The 16,350-nt window shown below is 50.6% G+C and carries 15 protein-coding genes and 1 pseudogene; 11 read left to right on the top strand and 5 right to left on the bottom strand.

Annotation, left to right across the window (positions count from 1 at the left end; all coding sequences use genetic code 11):
- Positions 1-24: 24 nt before the first annotated feature.
- Positions 25-270: a glutaredoxin family protein gene (locus ACFPB1_RS01425; protein ID WP_379221089.1), complete on the top strand. Its 246-nt coding sequence runs from the start codon at positions 25-27 to the stop codon at positions 268-270.
- Between the two features lie 92 nt (positions 271-362).
- Here the strand turns inward: ACFPB1_RS01425 and ACFPB1_RS01420 are convergent, their stop codons facing one another.
- Positions 363-863 carry a PCYCGC motif-containing (lipo)protein gene (locus tag ACFPB1_RS01420; RefSeq protein WP_379221087.1) on the bottom strand — a complete coding sequence of 167 codons (501 nt, stop codon included), beginning with the start codon at positions 861-863 and terminating at the stop codon, positions 363-365.
- Between the two features lie 102 nt (positions 864-965).
- Complete coding sequence (locus tag ACFPB1_RS01415) at positions 966-3,161, bottom strand: heavy metal translocating P-type ATPase (RefSeq protein ID WP_379221085.1); 2,196 nt, start codon at positions 3,159-3,161, stop codon at positions 966-968.
- Between the two features lie 280 nt (positions 3,162-3,441).
- Here ACFPB1_RS01415 and ACFPB1_RS01410 point away from each other — a divergent pair, with 280 nt between their 5' ends.
- The gene (locus tag ACFPB1_RS01410; RefSeq protein ID WP_379221083.1) at positions 3,442-3,810 is read left to right on the top strand and encodes an ArsR/SmtB family transcription factor; all 369 of its coding nucleotides are present in this window, start codon (positions 3,442-3,444) and stop codon (positions 3,808-3,810) included.
- Between the two features lie 67 nt (positions 3,811-3,877).
- Here ACFPB1_RS01410 and ACFPB1_RS01405 read toward each other — a convergent pair whose 3' ends face one another.
- Both ACFPB1_RS01405 and ACFPB1_RS01400 read right to left on the bottom strand, forming a co-directional pair.
- Positions 3,878-4,546, bottom strand: coding sequence for an SIMPL domain-containing protein (locus ACFPB1_RS01405; RefSeq protein WP_379221081.1), 669 nt, complete (start codon positions 4,544-4,546; stop codon positions 3,878-3,880).
- 57 nt (positions 4,547-4,603) lie between these two features.
- On the bottom strand, positions 4,604-5,542 hold the full coding sequence (locus tag ACFPB1_RS01400) for a hypothetical protein (protein WP_379221079.1): 939 nt from the start codon (positions 5,540-5,542) through the stop codon (positions 4,604-4,606).
- Between the two features lie 183 nt (positions 5,543-5,725).
- Between ACFPB1_RS01400 and ACFPB1_RS01395 the strand changes: the two genes are divergently transcribed.
- The 3 genes and pseudogenes from ACFPB1_RS01395 (at position 5,726) to ACFPB1_RS01385 (ending at position 8,267) form a co-directional block, all read left to right on the top strand.
- Positions 5,726-6,145 carry an Lrp/AsnC family transcriptional regulator gene (locus ACFPB1_RS01395; RefSeq protein ID WP_379221077.1) on the top strand — a complete coding sequence of 140 codons (420 nt, stop codon included), beginning with the start codon at positions 5,726-5,728 and terminating at the stop codon, positions 6,143-6,145.
- 294 nt (positions 6,146-6,439) lie between these two features.
- A pseudogene (locus ACFPB1_RS01390) lies at positions 6,440-7,645 on the top strand (thiamine pyrophosphate-binding protein); the annotation flags it as partial.
- A gap of 28 nt (positions 7,646-7,673) precedes the next feature.
- Positions 7,674-8,267 (top strand): SDR family oxidoreductase, encoded by a 594-nt coding sequence (locus tag ACFPB1_RS01385; RefSeq protein ID WP_379221075.1) that lies wholly within the window; start codon positions 7,674-7,676, stop codon positions 8,265-8,267.
- A gap of 93 nt (positions 8,268-8,360) precedes the next feature.
- On the opposite strand, the gene ACFPB1_RS01380 is transcribed toward ACFPB1_RS01385, so the two are convergent.
- The gene (locus tag ACFPB1_RS01380; protein WP_379221073.1) at positions 8,361-9,272 is read right to left on the bottom strand and encodes a LysR family transcriptional regulator; all 912 of its coding nucleotides are present in this window, start codon (positions 9,270-9,272) and stop codon (positions 8,361-8,363) included.
- A gap of 193 nt (positions 9,273-9,465) precedes the next feature.
- Between ACFPB1_RS01380 and ACFPB1_RS01375 the strand changes: the two genes are divergently transcribed.
- The 6 genes from ACFPB1_RS01375 (at position 9,466) to ACFPB1_RS01350 (ending at position 16,349) form a co-directional block, all read left to right on the top strand.
- Positions 9,466-9,948, top strand: a complete 483-nt coding sequence (locus tag ACFPB1_RS01375) for a DinB family protein (protein WP_379221071.1) — start codon at positions 9,466-9,468, stop codon at positions 9,946-9,948.
- 242 nt (positions 9,949-10,190) lie between these two features.
- Positions 10,191-10,970 (top strand): GNAT family N-acetyltransferase, encoded by a 780-nt coding sequence (locus ACFPB1_RS01370; protein ID WP_379221069.1) that lies wholly within the window; start codon positions 10,191-10,193, stop codon positions 10,968-10,970.
- A 237-nt stretch (positions 10,971-11,207) separates the two neighbouring features.
- The gene (locus ACFPB1_RS01365) at positions 11,208-12,941 is read left to right on the top strand and encodes a cache domain-containing sensor histidine kinase (RefSeq protein WP_379221066.1); all 1,734 of its coding nucleotides are present in this window, start codon (positions 11,208-11,210) and stop codon (positions 12,939-12,941) included.
- A gap of 36 nt (positions 12,942-12,977) precedes the next feature.
- A complete protein-coding gene (locus tag ACFPB1_RS01360) occupies positions 12,978-14,015 on the top strand; it encodes a response regulator transcription factor (RefSeq protein ID WP_379221064.1) in 1,038 nt (345 codons plus the stop codon).
- Between the two features lie 115 nt (positions 14,016-14,130).
- Positions 14,131-15,441 carry an ABC transporter substrate-binding protein gene (locus ACFPB1_RS01355; RefSeq protein WP_379221062.1) on the top strand — a complete coding sequence of 437 codons (1,311 nt, stop codon included), beginning with the start codon at positions 14,131-14,133 and terminating at the stop codon, positions 15,439-15,441.
- An 11-nt stretch (positions 15,442-15,452) separates the two neighbouring features.
- The gene (locus ACFPB1_RS01350) at positions 15,453-16,349 is read left to right on the top strand and encodes a carbohydrate ABC transporter permease (protein ID WP_379221060.1); all 897 of its coding nucleotides are present in this window, start codon (positions 15,453-15,455) and stop codon (positions 16,347-16,349) included.
- The last annotated feature ends 1 nt before the right edge of the window (position 16,350 follow it).

The following is a 16,350-nucleotide window of genomic DNA, read 5'->3' as shown; positions in this document are numbered from 1 at the left end:
TGAATCAAAAGGAGTGTACGTACGATGAAAGAACCGGTAACAATCTATACGATCCCGACCTGCAGCGACTGCCATTATGCCAAGCGTTATTTCGACGAACAGGATGTCCGTTACGTAGAGTTCAATTGCGAAGAGGACCCCAAGTATCCCAGAGAAGTCTGGGACTTGACGGGCAAGCAGATTGTTCCGACGATCGTGATCGGTGACAACGTGTTTGTTGGCTTTGCTGAACATCTAAGCGAAATCAGCGGATTGTTGAAATCCATTTGAACCCGGTGGCCGGGTTCGACATCGTGCTTGAACAAAACCAAGAGCATCGTTCATCGAACGGTGCTCTTGGTCATTATCCTATCGAAACGACCTCACATCGGCATCGGAGTAGGTGTCGGTGCCGCGTAGCCTTGCTGGTATAATCCGTCTATCGTATTACGGATGTCGGTTAAGGACTTTCCTTCCTGCTTCAGCTTGGCAGTCAGCACCGCAGTCTCCATACATACGCCGCAGCGCGTGCCATGATCGTCCCAGATGACGGAACCATCCGCTTGCATCTCGTGGATAAAGCAATTCAAGTTGCTTTGGTGCCCGGCGCTCTCGCCGCAACCGCAGTAACAGGGAATGTAAGCGAGCAGCTCATGTACGCTTGCCGCGATGGAGTAAGCCGCTTTGACCTCAGAGGGTTGATCATCGAGGAAGGCGGGGAGCCGATCGAGCGAGCCGGTGGTTTCTCTGATGTCGCCATTCGCTGCGTGCTGCATGGCATGATTCTGCGCATGATTCTGTTTGTCCGCCGACATACCGCACCCTCCGAGAAAAAGCGCGGCGGATAGCAGTCCGATGACAGTTGGTATAACGTTTGGTCTCATTCTGGATCTCCTTTGTGAAACGAACGCGGTTTCAGATATACTAACTTGTATCGTATCATATCCATCGGCCGCTGTAAGCAGTTGGCTGTACGGCGGCCATGGTCAACGCTTGTTCTTGCCGACCAGAACCGTCAAGCTGATCAACGTTACGAAGATCGTGGCGCCCATATCGGACAGGATGGCAAACCATAGCGTCAGTAAGCCCGGAACGGTGAGCAGCAGGGCGATGAGCTTTAGACCAAGCGCGACGGCGATGTTGAACCGAATAATTCCGTTGACGCGTTTCGCGACTTTCACGGCTTCGGGCAGCTTGCCGAGATGGTCCTGCATCAGGACGATATCCGCCGTTTCGATCGCGATGTCCGTTCCTTTGCCCATCGCGATGCCAAGCTGCGCCGAGGCAAGTGCCGGCGCGTCATTGATACCGTCACCGATCATGGCTACCTTTCCGGTCTTGGCAAGCTCTTTTATTTTATTGACTTTATCTTCGGGAAGCAGGTTCCCGTAATACGACGTAACGCCGACGAGGCCCGCTACTTTTTCCGCGGTCTTCGCGTGATCCCCCGTTAACATGACGGTCTGGCGGATCCCTGCTTGATGAAGCTCGGCGATCACCGACTTGCTCTCCTCGCGGATCTCGTCGGCTATGCCGAACATGCCGAGAACGGCTTCCGAATCCGCTAACAGAACGAGTGTTAGTCCTTGCTCCTTAAGCGCTTGAATGTCCTGGCGAACATCGGAAGGAATCGTGAGATGCGCCATGCTATGCTCATTGCCAAGCCAGTAGCGAACGCCTTGCACGGTTGCGGCGATGCCTTGACCGGCAACCGTCTGAATCTCATCCGGTTCGGGAATCGCGATGCCGAGTTCCGAGAGCTTGTTTAGAATCGCTTTGGCCAGAGGGTGAGAGGAGGACTTCTCGATCGCGCCGGCAACGGGATAGAAGCGTTCCCGGTCATACGCCACGACTTGCTCGACGTGCGGCTCGCCTTTCGTCAGCGTTCCCGTTTTATCGAAGGCCAGGGTGTCGATTTTGCCCAATTGCTCGAGGAAGACACCGCCTTTCACTAAGATGCCGTTCCTTGCGTTACGCGTGATCCCGGATACGATCGCAATCGGCGAAGCCAGTATCAGCGCGCACGGGCAGCCAACGATCAGTACGGCCAGTCCCTGGTACACCCATTTGCTCCAGTCTCCCCCGAACAGCAGAGGCGGCACCAGGATAACTAGCGCCGCGATGATCATGATGAGCGGCGTATAATAACGAGCAAATTTATTAATGAAGAGCTCGGTCGGCGTTTTGGTTTCTTGGGCCTCTTCGACGAGATGCAGGATTTTCGCCAGGGAGGAATCCTTATACGCCTTTTCGATGCGAATGCGCAGCACGCCTTCATTATTGATGCTGCCGCCGAACACAGGGTCTCCGCCCGATTTCTCGACAGGGAGCGATTCGCCCGTAATGGCCGCTTCATTGACGGAGCTTCGGCCTTCTTCGACCGTGCCGTCGGAGGGGATTTTGTCACCGGGCTTTACCAGTACCAGATCGCCGGCCGTGAGCGTCGCGATGGGGACGACGCGCTCTTGGCCATTCTCGATTTTAGTGGCTTCTTTAGGAGCGACCTGCAGCAGCGTCTCCATGGAACGCCGAGCCTTCTCCATGCCCAGACCTTCGAGAACCTCGTTCAATCCGAATAAGATCGCGACCAGCGTCGCTTCTTTCCATTCTCCGATGGCCACCGCGCCAATGAGGGCAATCGTCATCAAGGTGTCGATATTGAACTTGAGCGCTGCCAAATTCTTCAATCCCCGAAGGAACGTGGAGTAACCGCTCAGAACAATTGCCGCAATAAACAAGCCGATTTGAACCGATTCCGGAATGAAGCTGCCCAATAGGAGAGCAGCGGCATAAATGGCGGCCGAGATCAGCAGCAGTCTGATCATGCTTGCGGTATTTCCATGTTCGTGAGCATGATCATGATCATGTCCGTGATTATGATCATGATCGTGTCCATGGTTGTGGTTGTGATCATGGTTGTGACCGTGACCATGGTCGTGATCATGATGATGACCATGTGCGTCATGCGTACCTTCATTAGGACGCGTTTGAGGATCGATATAGGCACGGTCTGATTTTAAAATGTTCTCGACAGCCGTCATTTCGACACGAGGATCCAGCTTCAATTTGCCAGAGTTGTAACTAAGCGAAGCTGAGCCGCCAAATGGGAGTTTTTGAATTTGGCGTTCCAGTTCCAATGTACAATTGCCACAGGATAACCCTTTCACGCGATACTCGTTCATAGCCGCCCTTCCTTTCTGAACTACACATGAACATATATTCATATGATATGTCTTGAACGTGTTCAGTGTCAAACCCATTTTTCCAAATTGGGGAAAATGCAGAGGAATCGAAGGCGAAACAGGAACGGCTATCCTTCGTGCATTATTGAGCATTTATTCATATGTTAGTGTGCGCGTATAGCTACGATATGCGGGAGGCTGGATTAAGGGTACCCATTATTCCCGAATGCTTTTTGTGCTATAATAATTTTTACGAATAAATGCTATCGGGGAGGCAGCCATGGTCGAAAAAATCATGCAAGACGCATGCGACGATACGTGTGACGGAACGGAAGCGGATCTGTCGCTCGTGAAGGACAACATGGTTGACGATACCGCGGCCAGCGACATGGCGGACCTGTTTAAGACGCTGGGAGATCCGACGCGCGTCAAAATCATCCATGCGCTGACCTTAAGCGAACTTTGCGTTCATGATTTAACGCAGGTGCTTGGAATGGGACAATCGGCGGTTTCGCATCAGCTCCGGTTCCTTCGTAATTTGCGCATCGTGAAGCGCCGCAAAGTCGGGAAGACCGTGTTTTATTCCCTGGATGACAGCCATGTGGAACAAATGTTCATTCAAACGCTGCAGCATTTAAAGCATGATTAATGACAAAACGGCCTTCTTCCTAAAGCGAAGAAGGCCGTTTTCACGTTCCGTTATCGAATTAATGCGGTTAATGAATCTGGTAGGTCACCTGGACGGAGGCGGTAATGTTCATCTGGCCCGGTGAGATCGGAGTGGCGGCGCTCTTTGCGAGTAGGGAAGGGGCGAAAGGAATGGCGTTAGCCGAATCCGGCATCTCACGAACTTTACTCGGAACGGCCGGCAGGGGAATCCCGAGCGTGCCCGCAATCGAGGCGGCCTTCTGCTGGGCATTGAGAACGGCTAGCGATAACGCTTGATTGTCGTATAGCGCCGGCTGCTTCAGCTGAAACCGGATGCTGCTTACCTGATTAGCGCCCGCGTCCACGGCCGTGTCCACGACCGTTCCCGTTTGACCGATGTGATCGAGCGTGATTTGCAGAAGATGCGTAACCTTGTATCCCCGAAATATCGATTGGCCTTCCTCGAAATCGTACTGGGCTTCGATACGGTAATCGGACGTTTGCATGTTTTCACGGGGGATGTTCAGTTGAAGCATGTCGTCGATGATATTCGTCACGGTTGCCGCGTTAACGGATTGGACCGTTTGCAGATCGGAGCCTTCCGAAATGGTGCCCAGCACGACTACAGCCTGATCGGGGGTTGCGGTTACCGTTCCTTCGCCGATGACTTCAATTGTGGCTGGGCATTGGGAAGCCGAAGAAGCAGCCGTCCGATGAGCCGGTTGATCACTGTACATCGCCAGCCTCCTTTCATGAGACAGGGTATAGCCTAATATATGGGAACGGCGGCCTCATCATTCCTCGGCGTCCGGTCTGGGCGCGGGCGAGAACGTCCTTCGCTTCATTTCAACCTTTTTATACGCCAGCACCAAGGTTAACAGCAATGCAGAGGCAACCAATGAAACGAACGGCAACATCGGAACATGATCTTTCGGGAAAACTAACGGCAGCAGTGTAAAACCGTACGCGGCCGGCATGCGCATGCCGACAATACGCAACAGAATCAGCATGACGATCATATCTAACGCCGTTACCACGATCCACCTGCCAATAGCCAAGTACAACAGCGTTCCGACCGTCGCAGCGATTGTCAACACAACGACTTGCTTAAAAGCCATCTTGCCGATATACATCGGCTTCTGAAGCGATTCAAACACAACAACGAGAACCGGCGGAATAACCGTAAGTTGTTGAAGTCCAACAAGCCAGCATAAACCCATCCACACGAACGTCATCACCAAGAAAACGAGCATATACCTGTAATTTAGCTTAACTTTCTTCTCAAGTCCTTTATGGAATTGAAATACGAGAACGCCGAGCATTAATAGGAACGTTTCAATGATCACCGATATCATAAACGACCATTCGGTTGCATTCACAACCAACGGCAGTAAACCCGTTGCAATCGACGGTGCTAAGTTGGATTGAAGGATACGCATAGTGAGCATGATGAGTACGATGGCCAGACTAACCTTTGCTAGATAAGGCATATTGAAGTGATTGACCACGAAACCGAGGGCAGCGGTGATAGACGGTGCAAGAAAAATCTTCGCAGGCTGTCTGATCCATCCTTCTTCCCGGTACACCCACATCGCAACCGCCATTGCTGCAGCTTCTGGCAGAATAAGCTGGTGATCGTTCAAGATCGCTGCAGCGGTAATCATCGAGATAATAAATAGAAAAGCAATCATATACGAACGAATCGTTACTTTCTTTGAGACGGTTGCATTCATCTCTTACACCCCTTCGTAAACTTACATTGTATTCCTACTTGTCTGTGCTATATATTAAGATAGCTCCTCGACTTGTAGGGGTAAGTTGATATAGCTAAGTATAGAGACGATTACGAATGAACAGAATAAGTTGATGAAACGGTTTTCTGCTTCCTAGTTTCATGATGAAAGGAAGAACGACTTATGATTGATGATGTGGATCTCAAGATACTGGAATTATTAAGGAAAAATTCAAGGATGCAATGGAAGGATATTGGTCAAGAGATTCATATGACGGGGCAAGCTGTGGGCAACCGAATTCGAAGGTTAGAGGATCTAGGCATCATTGAACAATATACGATTGCGACGAATAAGGCGAAACTTGGACAGCCTTTGACTGCATTTATTCAGATTTATGTGGATGCGGTCAATCATCCAGCGTTTTATACGTTTTTCAGAGTGGAAGAGGCGATTACCGAAGTACACCGGATCAGTGGGGATGGATGTTCTTTTTTGTTGACCGCGCACTTTGCCGCAAATGAAGACATGGAAGGCTTTCTTGACCGCATCTTAAAGTATGGCCACTATCGTGTTAACCTATCAATTGCAAAGTTAAAGTCCTAATGAGAGTAAATGCGAAAAAAGCGCTAGGGACGAATTGGTTCCAATTCACTCGTGCCAATCGTGCAGCAAGTTTAAGGCCGCGAAAACGCGGCTTTTTGTTTTTTTTTGGGTCAATTTTATCCAGGAGGCGGATACGGCCGCACGAATGATCGGCCTAGCCTATCAGACTGATAGAAAACGCGGTATTGATCGGAAATTTCAAATTACATACAATGAGGCAACGGCAAATCATTCGTAATCCATGGTCCGCGGAAAGCACAACACCGGTATACGCTGCCAAAGGGAGGCTACAGCATGATCGAGACCGATAGGCAACACTCGACGGAAGAAAGCATGCGCGAGCTCATGAACAACGAAATTGTAACCGGATCGGAAGTGCTGCTCAGAAGCTTGCTGCTCGAAGGCGTGGAATGCGTGTTCGGCATTCCGGGCGGCAGTGTGCTGAATATCTACGACGCCATTCAAGCGAATCCGGATTTCAAGCATATCTTAACGCGGCATGAGCAGGGGGCTATCCACGCCGCGGACGGCTATGCGCGCGCAACGGGAAAAGTCGGCGTATGCTTCGCGACGTCGGGTCCCGGAGCTACGAATCTCGTCACGGGCATCGCCACGGCCCATATGGACTCCGTTCCGTTAGTCGTGATCACCGGCAACGTCGCCACGCCGCTTATCGGCACCGATGCATTTCAAGAAGCGGATATTACCGGAATCACGATGCCGATCTCGAAGCATACTTATTTGGTTCGCAATGTCCGAGAACTGCCGGGGATCATCCGCGAAGCCTTCTACATCGCCTCAACCGGGCGCAAGGGCCCGGTCGTGATCGATATTCCGAAGGACGTGACGAGCCAAACGATGCGCTTCGAATATCCGACGGGCGTTCTGCGAATTCGCGGGTATGAGCCGGATACGATCCCGGATAAGGTTCAAATCGCGGCCTTACTCCAAGCGATCCAAAAAGCCGAACCTCCGGTTATTCTGGCGGGAGCGGGCGTCATCCATTCGGACGCGGCCAAGGAGCTGCTCGAATTCGTCGGCACAACGCGAATACCGGTCACGACGACGCTGCTTGGATTGGGCGGATTCCCCATCGCCCATGAATTATGGCTGGGCATGCCGGGAATGCACGGCACGTATACGGCGAACAAGGCGCTGCAGAACTGCGATCTGCTGATCGGCATCGGCGCGCGCTTCGATGACCGGGTCACGATGAAAACGAGCGGGTTCGCGCCCAAGGCGAACACGATCGCGCACATCGACATCGATCCCGCGGAGATCAGCAAAATCGTGCCGACGGCGATCCCCTGCATCGGCGACGTCAAATCCGTCCTTCAACTGGCGAATGCGCATGCAAAACCGGCAAAATCGGACGCTTGGCTGGAGGAATTACAAGCAACTAAGCAGCGGTACCCGCTTCGCTACACGGACTCGGAGGCCGTCTTAAAGCCGCAATATGTTATGGAATTGATCAGCGGGAAAACGGGTCGTGCAGTAGTGAAAGCACTAGATCATCGAAGCAGCCCGCTTGGCCGAAATCGAACATGTTGTCTTCCATTCCGTCATCCATCCCCTCATTCATGAAATGCCGCATCACCACAAAAAACTGCTCATCGAGGAGCGCCTGGTGAATTCGGGTATCCCCTATACGATTATTCAGCCTGGGGTATTGATGCAGAATATTCTCGAGTCTTGGGAGTCGCTTACTGAGCAAGGCATCTTCCAACAAAACTATTTTACGACGCAAGAAACACGCATCGGTATGGTTGACTTAGAGGATTTGGCTGAGGCGGCTTCAATCATTCTTACGAGTCCAGGACATACATGGGCCACGTATGAACTTTGCGGGCCTGAAAATTTATCGTTGTCCGATATGATAGCCGCCATGGAACAGCAGTTTGGCCATGAGATTAAAGTTGAAACGCCTTCACACGAAATGCTCGCATCGCAATTAAAAAAACATGGAGCGGGAGACTATCAAGTCACGACAATCTTAAAGATGTTTCAGCATTACAATGAACATGGGTCTAGAGGCAATTCTAATGTTTTAACATGGCTATTAGGTCGAAAGCCAAATGATTTTTCGTCCTTCATCCTTAGAACGTTAGAACGCAAGAAATAAGTCATCGGCCGACGCGTCAAATAGCAGCAGATGATTAACAAGGAGCAGATTGCCACGGCAACTGCTCCTTTAATTTATACCAGCCCCGGCCATTTACCCCAAAGACCGCGTGGAAAGTTCCTTTACGCTTTGAACAAAAGATTTCAGCTCTTCGATAAATATTTTTGCAGCTTGCCCCATAAATTTATCCGTTCGATAGAGAATGCAAATATCCTGGCTTGGCGTCGGATGGAGCAGCGTGACGGCTGAGATCTTATGGCGTTTGAGGTAATCGAGCAGCAGCCGCGGAAGAATGGCCGCGCCTAATCCTTGTTCGACTAAGGACAGCAGCGTCGATAGCGTAGAGGTCACGATTGGATTCTCTAGGGTGATTCCCTTTTCTTGGCAGCAGGAATGAATGACCTTCGTAATTTGATGCTCTGGCCCGAACATCACCATCTTAAGCTGCTGCAATTGTTCGAAGGGGATCGCCTTTGACTTCGCGAAGGGGTGATCCGCATGGATGGCCAATGCAAACTCCTCGTGGAACAACGGAACGATCGAGATGCGATCATCCGGATTCGCAGGCACAACCGTAACGCCCAGATCCCTTGTGCCGTCAACAACCTGTTCATAGACATCCACGGTCTCCGTTACGCGTATCGACAGCTTGGGATAGGTACGGTGGAAATTGATCAGCAATGTATCGAACAGCAAATCTCCATCTCCAGGAAGAATCCCGATGTCCAGCCTGCCGGCTTCCAAACGCTTCAGATCCGTAATCGCTCCCTTAATATAGTCGATGCGTTCGAAAATAAGATGACATTGATCCAGCAAGATCGTACCTGCCTCCGTCAAAGCAATCCGTTTGCCAATGCGATCAAATAGAGGTATCCCGAGCTCGTTTTCCAAAAACTTGATCTGTTGACTCAGATTCGACTGTGTCGTGCACAGGTTCTCTGCCGCTCTAGAGAAATGCATTTCCTTGCAAACGGCGGCAAAATACTCGAGTTGCCTGAACTCCACTCCTCGTTCCCCCTTTTCATAAGCGCTCTCTACTCATTATAAATGAAAGTCCAGGTTACACCACGCCTTCATACGATCATTACTGAAACCGATCATTTGAATCGGAATCTCGTGATGGCTGCGAGGTGGAGAGGGGAGTACCCTTTAAATGTGACAGCGATACGTTCAACAATGGACACGGGAGGCGTTAATCATGGCCAATACGATTCTTGCAAGCGGAAAAGTACTGCATCAGCTCGTGATCGGGCAGCTCCAAGGCATTTCGGAAGATCGATTCGATATTCAAGCGAGAGGCTTTAATAACACGATTCGTTGGAATGCCGGTCATATCGTTAATTGGATGGATGGATACGCCGCTCTATCCTTCGGAGTTCCGTCTGCAATACCGCCTCATTATGAATCCTTGTTCGGCTCCGGAACGAAACCGTCGGAATGGATGATTGCTCCGCCCTCGAAGGAGGAGCTGACCGAACAGTTAATGGCGCAGCTGTCCCGTCTCTCAGAACTGACGCCCGAGATGCTGGACGTGAAGCTGCAATCGCCATACCAAATGGGCCCGTTCCAATTCATGACCTCCGGCGAGCTTTTCAATTTCGCACTAATGCACGAAGCCATGCACCTTGGTATCATTTCGAGCCAGCTTAAAGCCATGGAATCAGATGTAGCCCTCACGTAGAGCAGGCAGATCTGATCCGCCGGACTAAATCGGGAAACTGTAGCATCGCAAACAGGGAGCAGATCGCCGCGTGGCAGCTGCTCCCTGTTTGCGTTCACAACTTGATATGCTGAATAGCGAGCTTGACACTGCTAGGATAAATCCATAATATGAGAATGGTCGATCTAACAACTTGTCGGGTACCGCAGATAACAATGATTTCGATCTTGATCGAAAGGATCGGTTGAAGGGAGAATAGCGAAATGATAAATAAAAAGGACGCCATCTTGGAGAACATGATCCAAACGTTTGAACGTTTGGGCGATAACAGTCCTTACGCAAAATTTATTCGTGCCGAAAATAGCGCAAGAATCGAAACGGAGCTGCCGTTAACGATATTTAATCGCGTATTCGATTATCAAGCGGCTGATGACGATAAGAGCCAAGCAGCCGGGCAGGTGAAGTCTATGATCGACTCCTATAGAGAACGCGGCGCGAAATGCGTGTGGCATGTCTATTCTCATAAACTAGACGAAGTCGTAGTCGAAACGCTAAAGACGAATGGATTTCTACCGGTCGGGACCATGTCCGGCATGGCGGTTAATCTGGAAGGAAAGGCGATTCAACAACCTCCTATGCCAGGCTTGAGCATCGTGACCGTCCAGACGGAAGAAGAGCTGGAGAGGTTCAAACGGGTGTTCGTGGCGGAATATGGCCTGCCGGACGAATTGGCCAATGCCTTTACCGAAGCATTTGTGTATGATCCCGAAGGACAAATGAAGTATTTTCTAGCTTATGTGGATGACGTGCCGGCAGGAACGGCCATGACGTTCCGCACTGGCGACGTAGGAGGCTTGTACATGGTCGCTACGTTGAAGGAATTCCGTAGAAGGGGAATCGGCGGCGTTATGGTGGGGCATGCCTTGCTAGACATGCAAGCCGCGGGCGCAACGTTAGCTGTTCTGCAGGCAAGTGACATGGGACAGACCATTTACCGCAAACATGGATTTGAAGAAGAACTGGTCATTCAGTTGTTCGGGTGACCTTTATGGGCGGCTATTCGTATGATCAGGTTAACCAGTCTCTACTGGTTGGCCTTTTTTTATGGTCGTTTTACGATGACATATGAGCAAGATTGTCCGCTTTTGAGGCAATATCTTCTAGGAAGTTGTATTTGTGATGATATAGGATGAAAGGTGATAGTCAACTGAAAATCGGGAGGGTACTAAAATGCACGAACGCGCCATAATATTCGGTCTTGTCATGCCGGAGGACAGAGAATGAACAACCCGTTAAAAATTTACCGCTGGGATCGCATCGTCTTTGCCTGCTTTGCCGGATCGATCTTCATGCTGACGCTTATTATTACTTGGATTTCGTATACGGTGTCATCCCAGGAATTATCGAAAACCGCTTCCTACTATCAACAAGGGCTGCTCACCGAGTTGAACAAAAAATTGGTGATTCAATTGGATGCGATCGAGCAAATCTCGCTTTCCACGACGCTCAACATGGATTTTCTCGAATATCTCTCGTATACCGGCGATGACGATTATTCCCGCAATAAAAAATTCAACGATACGCTTCAATATTTGACCAATATTGCCAATAGCGTTTCGAATATCTTTTCCATTCAACTCTACATCGAGCATCCGGTCCGTTCCGACCGGCAAAGATCGGTGCAATTTTATAAGCTTTCGCGTTTATCACAGGAAAGCTGGTACCCGGCGGTGAAAACGACGGATTTTACCTGGATCGGAGAGCATACCATCGACACGTTCCAAGGGCAAATGTCCGTCTTGAGCTTCGCAAGAAAAATCTACTCCAGCACGGATGAATATCAAGGGCTTATTCTGATTAACGTGAAGGCATCCGCAATCCGGAGTCTGATACAAGCCGGATCTGAACCCGCTAACCGCATGCTGTTCGACTCCGGCGGCAATCTGCTTGTTGCGGTGGGCCAGCCGATCGCAGCAAACATCTCCGCTTATGTAACAGATCCGCGAAGCGAAGCCGGGAGCTTGCGAATCGATGCAGCGAACCGCCAGCGGTATTTGCTCGCCTGGTCCAAAATGTTCAATACCGATTGGACGTTAACCGAAATCACGCCATGGAGGAACGTGACGAGCGGGGGCTTTAAACTGGCTAAACTCTTATTGATCATCGGCCTCTCCACGATTCTTATTACAATTGCCATTAGCTTATCGATGTCGAGACAGCTTATTAAGCCTCTCCGGATCCTCGTTCAGGCGATGGGGAAATACGCATTTGACAGCAGCAAAGTGTTCCTGCCCGACGATTACCGGAATGAATTCGGCTATTTGTTTAACAGCTATCGCAGGCATATGGAACGCATCGACGAATTGTACAAGGCGCTTGAAGTCCAGCATCGCCGGCAGCGCGAAGCGGAAGTGAAAGCGCTTCAAGCGAATATTAATCCACATTTTCTATATAACACCCTGGATCAAATCAATTGGATGGCGATGCAGGAGGGGCAACATAAGATCAGTGAAATCCTTGAGCTGACGGGGCAAATGTTTCGAATCGGGCTTTCCAACGGAGAGAGTCTGATTCCGATCGCCGACGAGCTTCGGCATGTGGAGTGCTACCTTCGCATTCAGCAGCTTCGCTGGGAGGAAGGGCTTGAGTATGATGTCCGGGTTCCGGAATCGTTAACGACCTCTTTGATCCCGAAAATTACCTTGCAGCCATTCGTCGAGAATGCCATCCTTCACGGCTTCCACGGCCGCAGCAGCGGGTTCATCCTGATCGAAGCCTTCTCGTCCGATAGCGGAATTACGTTCCGGATAACGGATGACGGCAGAGGATTTCATGTCAACGGACCGGACAACCGCAAAAAGGTAAAGGGAGGGTACGGGATTCGGAATGTACGCGAACGTATCGATGCTTTATTTGGCAGTCCGTTCGGCGTAATGATTGAAAGCGCATTCAATTCCGGAACTGTGATTTCGGTTTCGATTCCTTTACTGAGCCAGCCGACGGCTTCATCCTAATGTTTCCAAGAAATGAATGCGAGAGGAGAACCAGCCATGTGGAAAATCGCGATTGTCGATGACGACAGATCGGTCCTCAGAGGGTTGAAATCTATGATCCCGTGGGATGAGCTAGGTGCCGAGTTAGCGGGAGAAGGCATGGATGGCCGGGATGGGTTGGACATTGTCCGCTCGAGCCGGCCCGACATTATCGTAACCGATCTATACATGCCGGACATGGACGGCATCGAGATGATTCATTCCCTCCGGAGCGAAGGGTATGAAGGGAAGATTATTATTCACAGCGGCTATAACGACTTCGAGTATGCTCGTCAGGCGCTCCGTTTAAATGTGGAGGATTATCTATCCAAGCCGATCTCGCTGCAAACGCTGCATACCGTTCTCACACGAGCCATCCATGACCTGCAGCTTACGCGCCGTCCGAGTCCTTCCATTGGCCTGGTGAAATGGCACCGGCATTTGAGCGAGGCGATCTTAACCTCACAGGAGAAACAGGCGCTGCAAATTATCGGCGACTTCCTGCGCCAGATTGAAGAACAGGGGGTCTTGACCCCGACCACGCTTCGGCGTTTCGGCATAGAGTGCTGGATGATGGTCACGTATGCGTTGAATGAAGCGGGCCTACAGCTCGATGAGATGTTTCCGCCGGCGCTCATTCACGAAGAAATAAACGCGATCATGAAGTCTGACGATTTCCGCTGCTGGATCGCCGAGAAGATCTCTTCGATTTGCAAAAGCCGAAGCTTCAATAACAAACATAAAGAAACCGTGGACTTTATCATCCAATACGTCCAACAGCACTACTTTGAAGAGGTCACGCTGACGGAGCTGGCCGAAAAAGTATTCGTCTCGCGAAACTACCTCTGCGATATTTTCAAGAAAACAACCGGCGAAACGTTTCACGGTTACTTGACGCGCGTGCGAATGGAACAGGCGAAGCATCTGATTCTAGCAGGAAAGCTTCCGATCTACGAAATTGCCCAGAAGGTAGGGTATAAAAACGTATCGTATTTTAGCACCGCGTTCAAAAAATATTTCAGCGGGATCAGTCCGACGGACATCCATAAACGCTAAACTTCTGAACTTTTTAAACAATACTCGGACATTTCTTATATGGACGCTCGAATAGGCGGTTGGTAACATTTTAGTTAAGAAAGCGCTTTACCAATCCCATGAAGAGGTGAGGATCATGAAGAAGAAATTGCTGCGGCTCGGAATGACGTTGTTACTCATAACCTCGTTTTCTACCGCCTGCGGCTCCCTGGGCGTGAAGGACGAGGCGAAGACGAATACCAATACGGCAGACCCTGTTGCTTCAAACGGGAACGAGCCCGTCAAGCTACGCATTATGTGGTGGGGGTCCCAAGCCAGACATGATGCAACGCTGAAAATGTTGGATTTGTACACAAAACAGCATCCGAATGTCACGTTCGAACCCGAGTACTCCGGATTCGACGGCTACATCGATAAATTATCGACCCAAGCCGCATCCAATAACGCCCCCGATATCATTCAAATGGACGCTGCTTGGCTCGCCGATTGGAATGCACGCAGCCAACTATCGGATTTATCCGAGGGCATCAATACGGCTGATATCGATCCCAAACTATTGGAAACCGGCGAATATAACGGAACATTGACAGCGGTTCCGCTCGGTGGCAATGCATGGGGCATGATATACGATAAATCGGCGCTCGAGAAGATTGGCGTTGCTCCGCCGAAAGACGGGTGGACGTGGGAAGAATACTTCAGCATGGGGGAAGAGATCAAACCCTTGCTCGGCAAAGACCAATATCCGTTTAAAGACGGCACGGCGGACAGTACCCTGTATGCGAATTATCAACTGAGCAAGGGCAAGGGCTGGCCGATTACGGAAGACGGGAAATTCAACTATGATAAAGCGACTTGGCTGGAATACGCGAATAAATTCGCCGACCTCCGGAAGAAAGGCATCGTGCCGCCCCCGGACGTACAGCTGGCCGACATCGATCTGGACCCGACCCAGGACATGCTGATCAAGGGACAGCTGATCTTCAAGGGCCTGCATGCGGCGCAAGTCTCGGCGTTCGAGAGTCTGAAGCCAAACAGCATCGGGGTGGCGGCGATTCCAAAAGCGGAGCAGCCCGGAGGATGGCTGAAGGCAACCTTCTATTTCTCCGTTAATCAGAATTCGAAATATAAAGAGGAAGCCAAGAGATTTATCGACTGGTTCATTAACGATCCCGAAGCCACGGCATTAGACGGGACGACCAGGGGCATTCCCATCTCCAACAAAATCGTGGCCGAAATGAAGCCGAAATTCAACCAAGGCGATCAACTGACAGTGGAGATGATCGACAAGACAGCCGAGAGTTCGCAAGCCTTCAATCCGGGCGCGCCAGGATGGGCAGACTTCGGCAAAGAAGAAGGCGATATTAAACAGCAGCTCATGTTCGGAAAGATCACGCCGGAACAAGCGTACGACGAACTGGCCAAAGCCGCAAAAAAATACGAGAAATAACGGGGGACGCGATGAACCTGAAACTTCGTTCCAATGCGTTGGCCGGCTTTCTATTCATTTCCCCATGGCTGATCGGGTTTCTAATTCTAAACTTATGGCCGATGCTCATGTCGTTCTACTATTCGTTAACTGACTTTTCCTTATTGTCCCCGCCCAAATGGATTGGGTTTCAAAATTTCATGGAAATAGCGAAAGATCGCTATTTCTACAATTCTTTGCGCGTCACCTTTGTATTCGTACTACTATCGGTGCCGTTGCGGCTGATGTTCGCTTTGATGGTCGCGATGCTGCTGAATCGGGACATTCGCGGGATCTCCTTTTACCGAACGATTATCTACCTTCCTTCCTTAATCGGCGGCAGCGTCGCGGTTGCCGTGTTATGGAGAAATATCTTCGGCATCAACGGGTTTATGAATGACCTGGTCTCTCTCTTCGGCATAGAGGCCAAGAACTGGATCGGATCGCCCGGAACGGCACTGGGAACCTTGATCACCCTTAGCGTTTGGCAGTTCGGCTCCGCCATGATCATCTTCCTGGCAGGATTAAAGCAGGTGCCCAAAGATCTGTACGAGGCAGCGTCGGTAGACGGCGCCGGCAAATTACGGCAATTCATTGCCGTCACGCTGCCCATGCTGTCTCCGGTGATATTTTTCAATCTCATTATGGGCGTGATTGGGGCGTTTCAAAGCTTTACTTCAGCCTTCGTCGTCACGAAAGGCGGGCCCCTCAATTCGACCGAAATGTATGCGCTGTATTTATACCAGAAAGGGTTTGCCGCCCTGCATATGGGATACGCGTCCGCGTTGGCCTGGATTCTGCTCGTCATTGTGGCCGTGGCAACGGCGATTAATTTTTCGGTATCCAAGTACTGGGTGTATTACGAGAATGAAGCAGGGGGGAGGGGTTAAG

Source organism: Paenibacillus sp. GCM10023250, from assembly GCF_042653205.1.
Taxonomy (GTDB): Bacteria; Bacillota; Bacilli; order Paenibacillales; family Paenibacillaceae; genus Paenibacillus_Z.
This window is presented reverse-complemented; position numbering and strand designations above follow the sequence as displayed.

Bases quoted from the DNA above. Each gene is read 5' to 3' on its own strand.
- ACFPB1_RS01405 (WP_379221081.1), bottom strand. From the start codon at position 4,546: ATGTACAGTGATCAACCGGCTCATCGGACGGCTGCTTCTTCGGCTTCC.
- ACFPB1_RS01370 (WP_379221069.1), top strand. From the start codon at position 10,191: ATGATAAATAAAAAGGACGCCATCTTGGAGAACATGATCCAAACGTTT.
- ACFPB1_RS01425 (WP_379221089.1), top strand. From the start codon at position 25: ATGAAAGAACCGGTAACAATCTATACGATCCCGACCTGCAGCGACTGC.
- ACFPB1_RS01365 (WP_379221066.1), top strand. From the start codon at position 11,208: ATGAACAACCCGTTAAAAATTTACCGCTGGGATCGCATCGTCTTTGCC.
- ACFPB1_RS01410 (WP_379221083.1), top strand. From the start codon at position 3,442: ATGGTCGAAAAAATCATGCAAGACGCATGCGACGATACGTGTGACGGA.
- ACFPB1_RS01415 (WP_379221085.1), bottom strand. From the start codon at position 3,161: ATGAACGAGTATCGCGTGAAAGGGTTATCCTGTGGCAATTGTACATTG.
- ACFPB1_RS01350 (WP_379221060.1), top strand. From the start codon at position 15,453: ATGAACCTGAAACTTCGTTCCAATGCGTTGGCCGGCTTTCTATTCATT.
- ACFPB1_RS01420 (WP_379221087.1), bottom strand. From the start codon at position 863: ATGAGACCAAACGTTATACCAACTGTCATCGGACTGCTATCCGCCGCG.
- ACFPB1_RS01375 (WP_379221071.1), top strand. From the start codon at position 9,466: ATGGCCAATACGATTCTTGCAAGCGGAAAAGTACTGCATCAGCTCGTG.
- ACFPB1_RS01355 (WP_379221062.1), top strand. From the start codon at position 14,131: ATGAAGAAGAAATTGCTGCGGCTCGGAATGACGTTGTTACTCATAACC.
- ACFPB1_RS01400 (WP_379221079.1), bottom strand. From the start codon at position 5,542: ATGAATGCAACCGTCTCAAAGAAAGTAACGATTCGTTCGTATATGATT.
- ACFPB1_RS01395 (WP_379221077.1), top strand. From the start codon at position 5,726: ATGATTGATGATGTGGATCTCAAGATACTGGAATTATTAAGGAAAAAT.
- ACFPB1_RS01360 (WP_379221064.1), top strand. From the start codon at position 12,978: ATGTGGAAAATCGCGATTGTCGATGACGACAGATCGGTCCTCAGAGGG.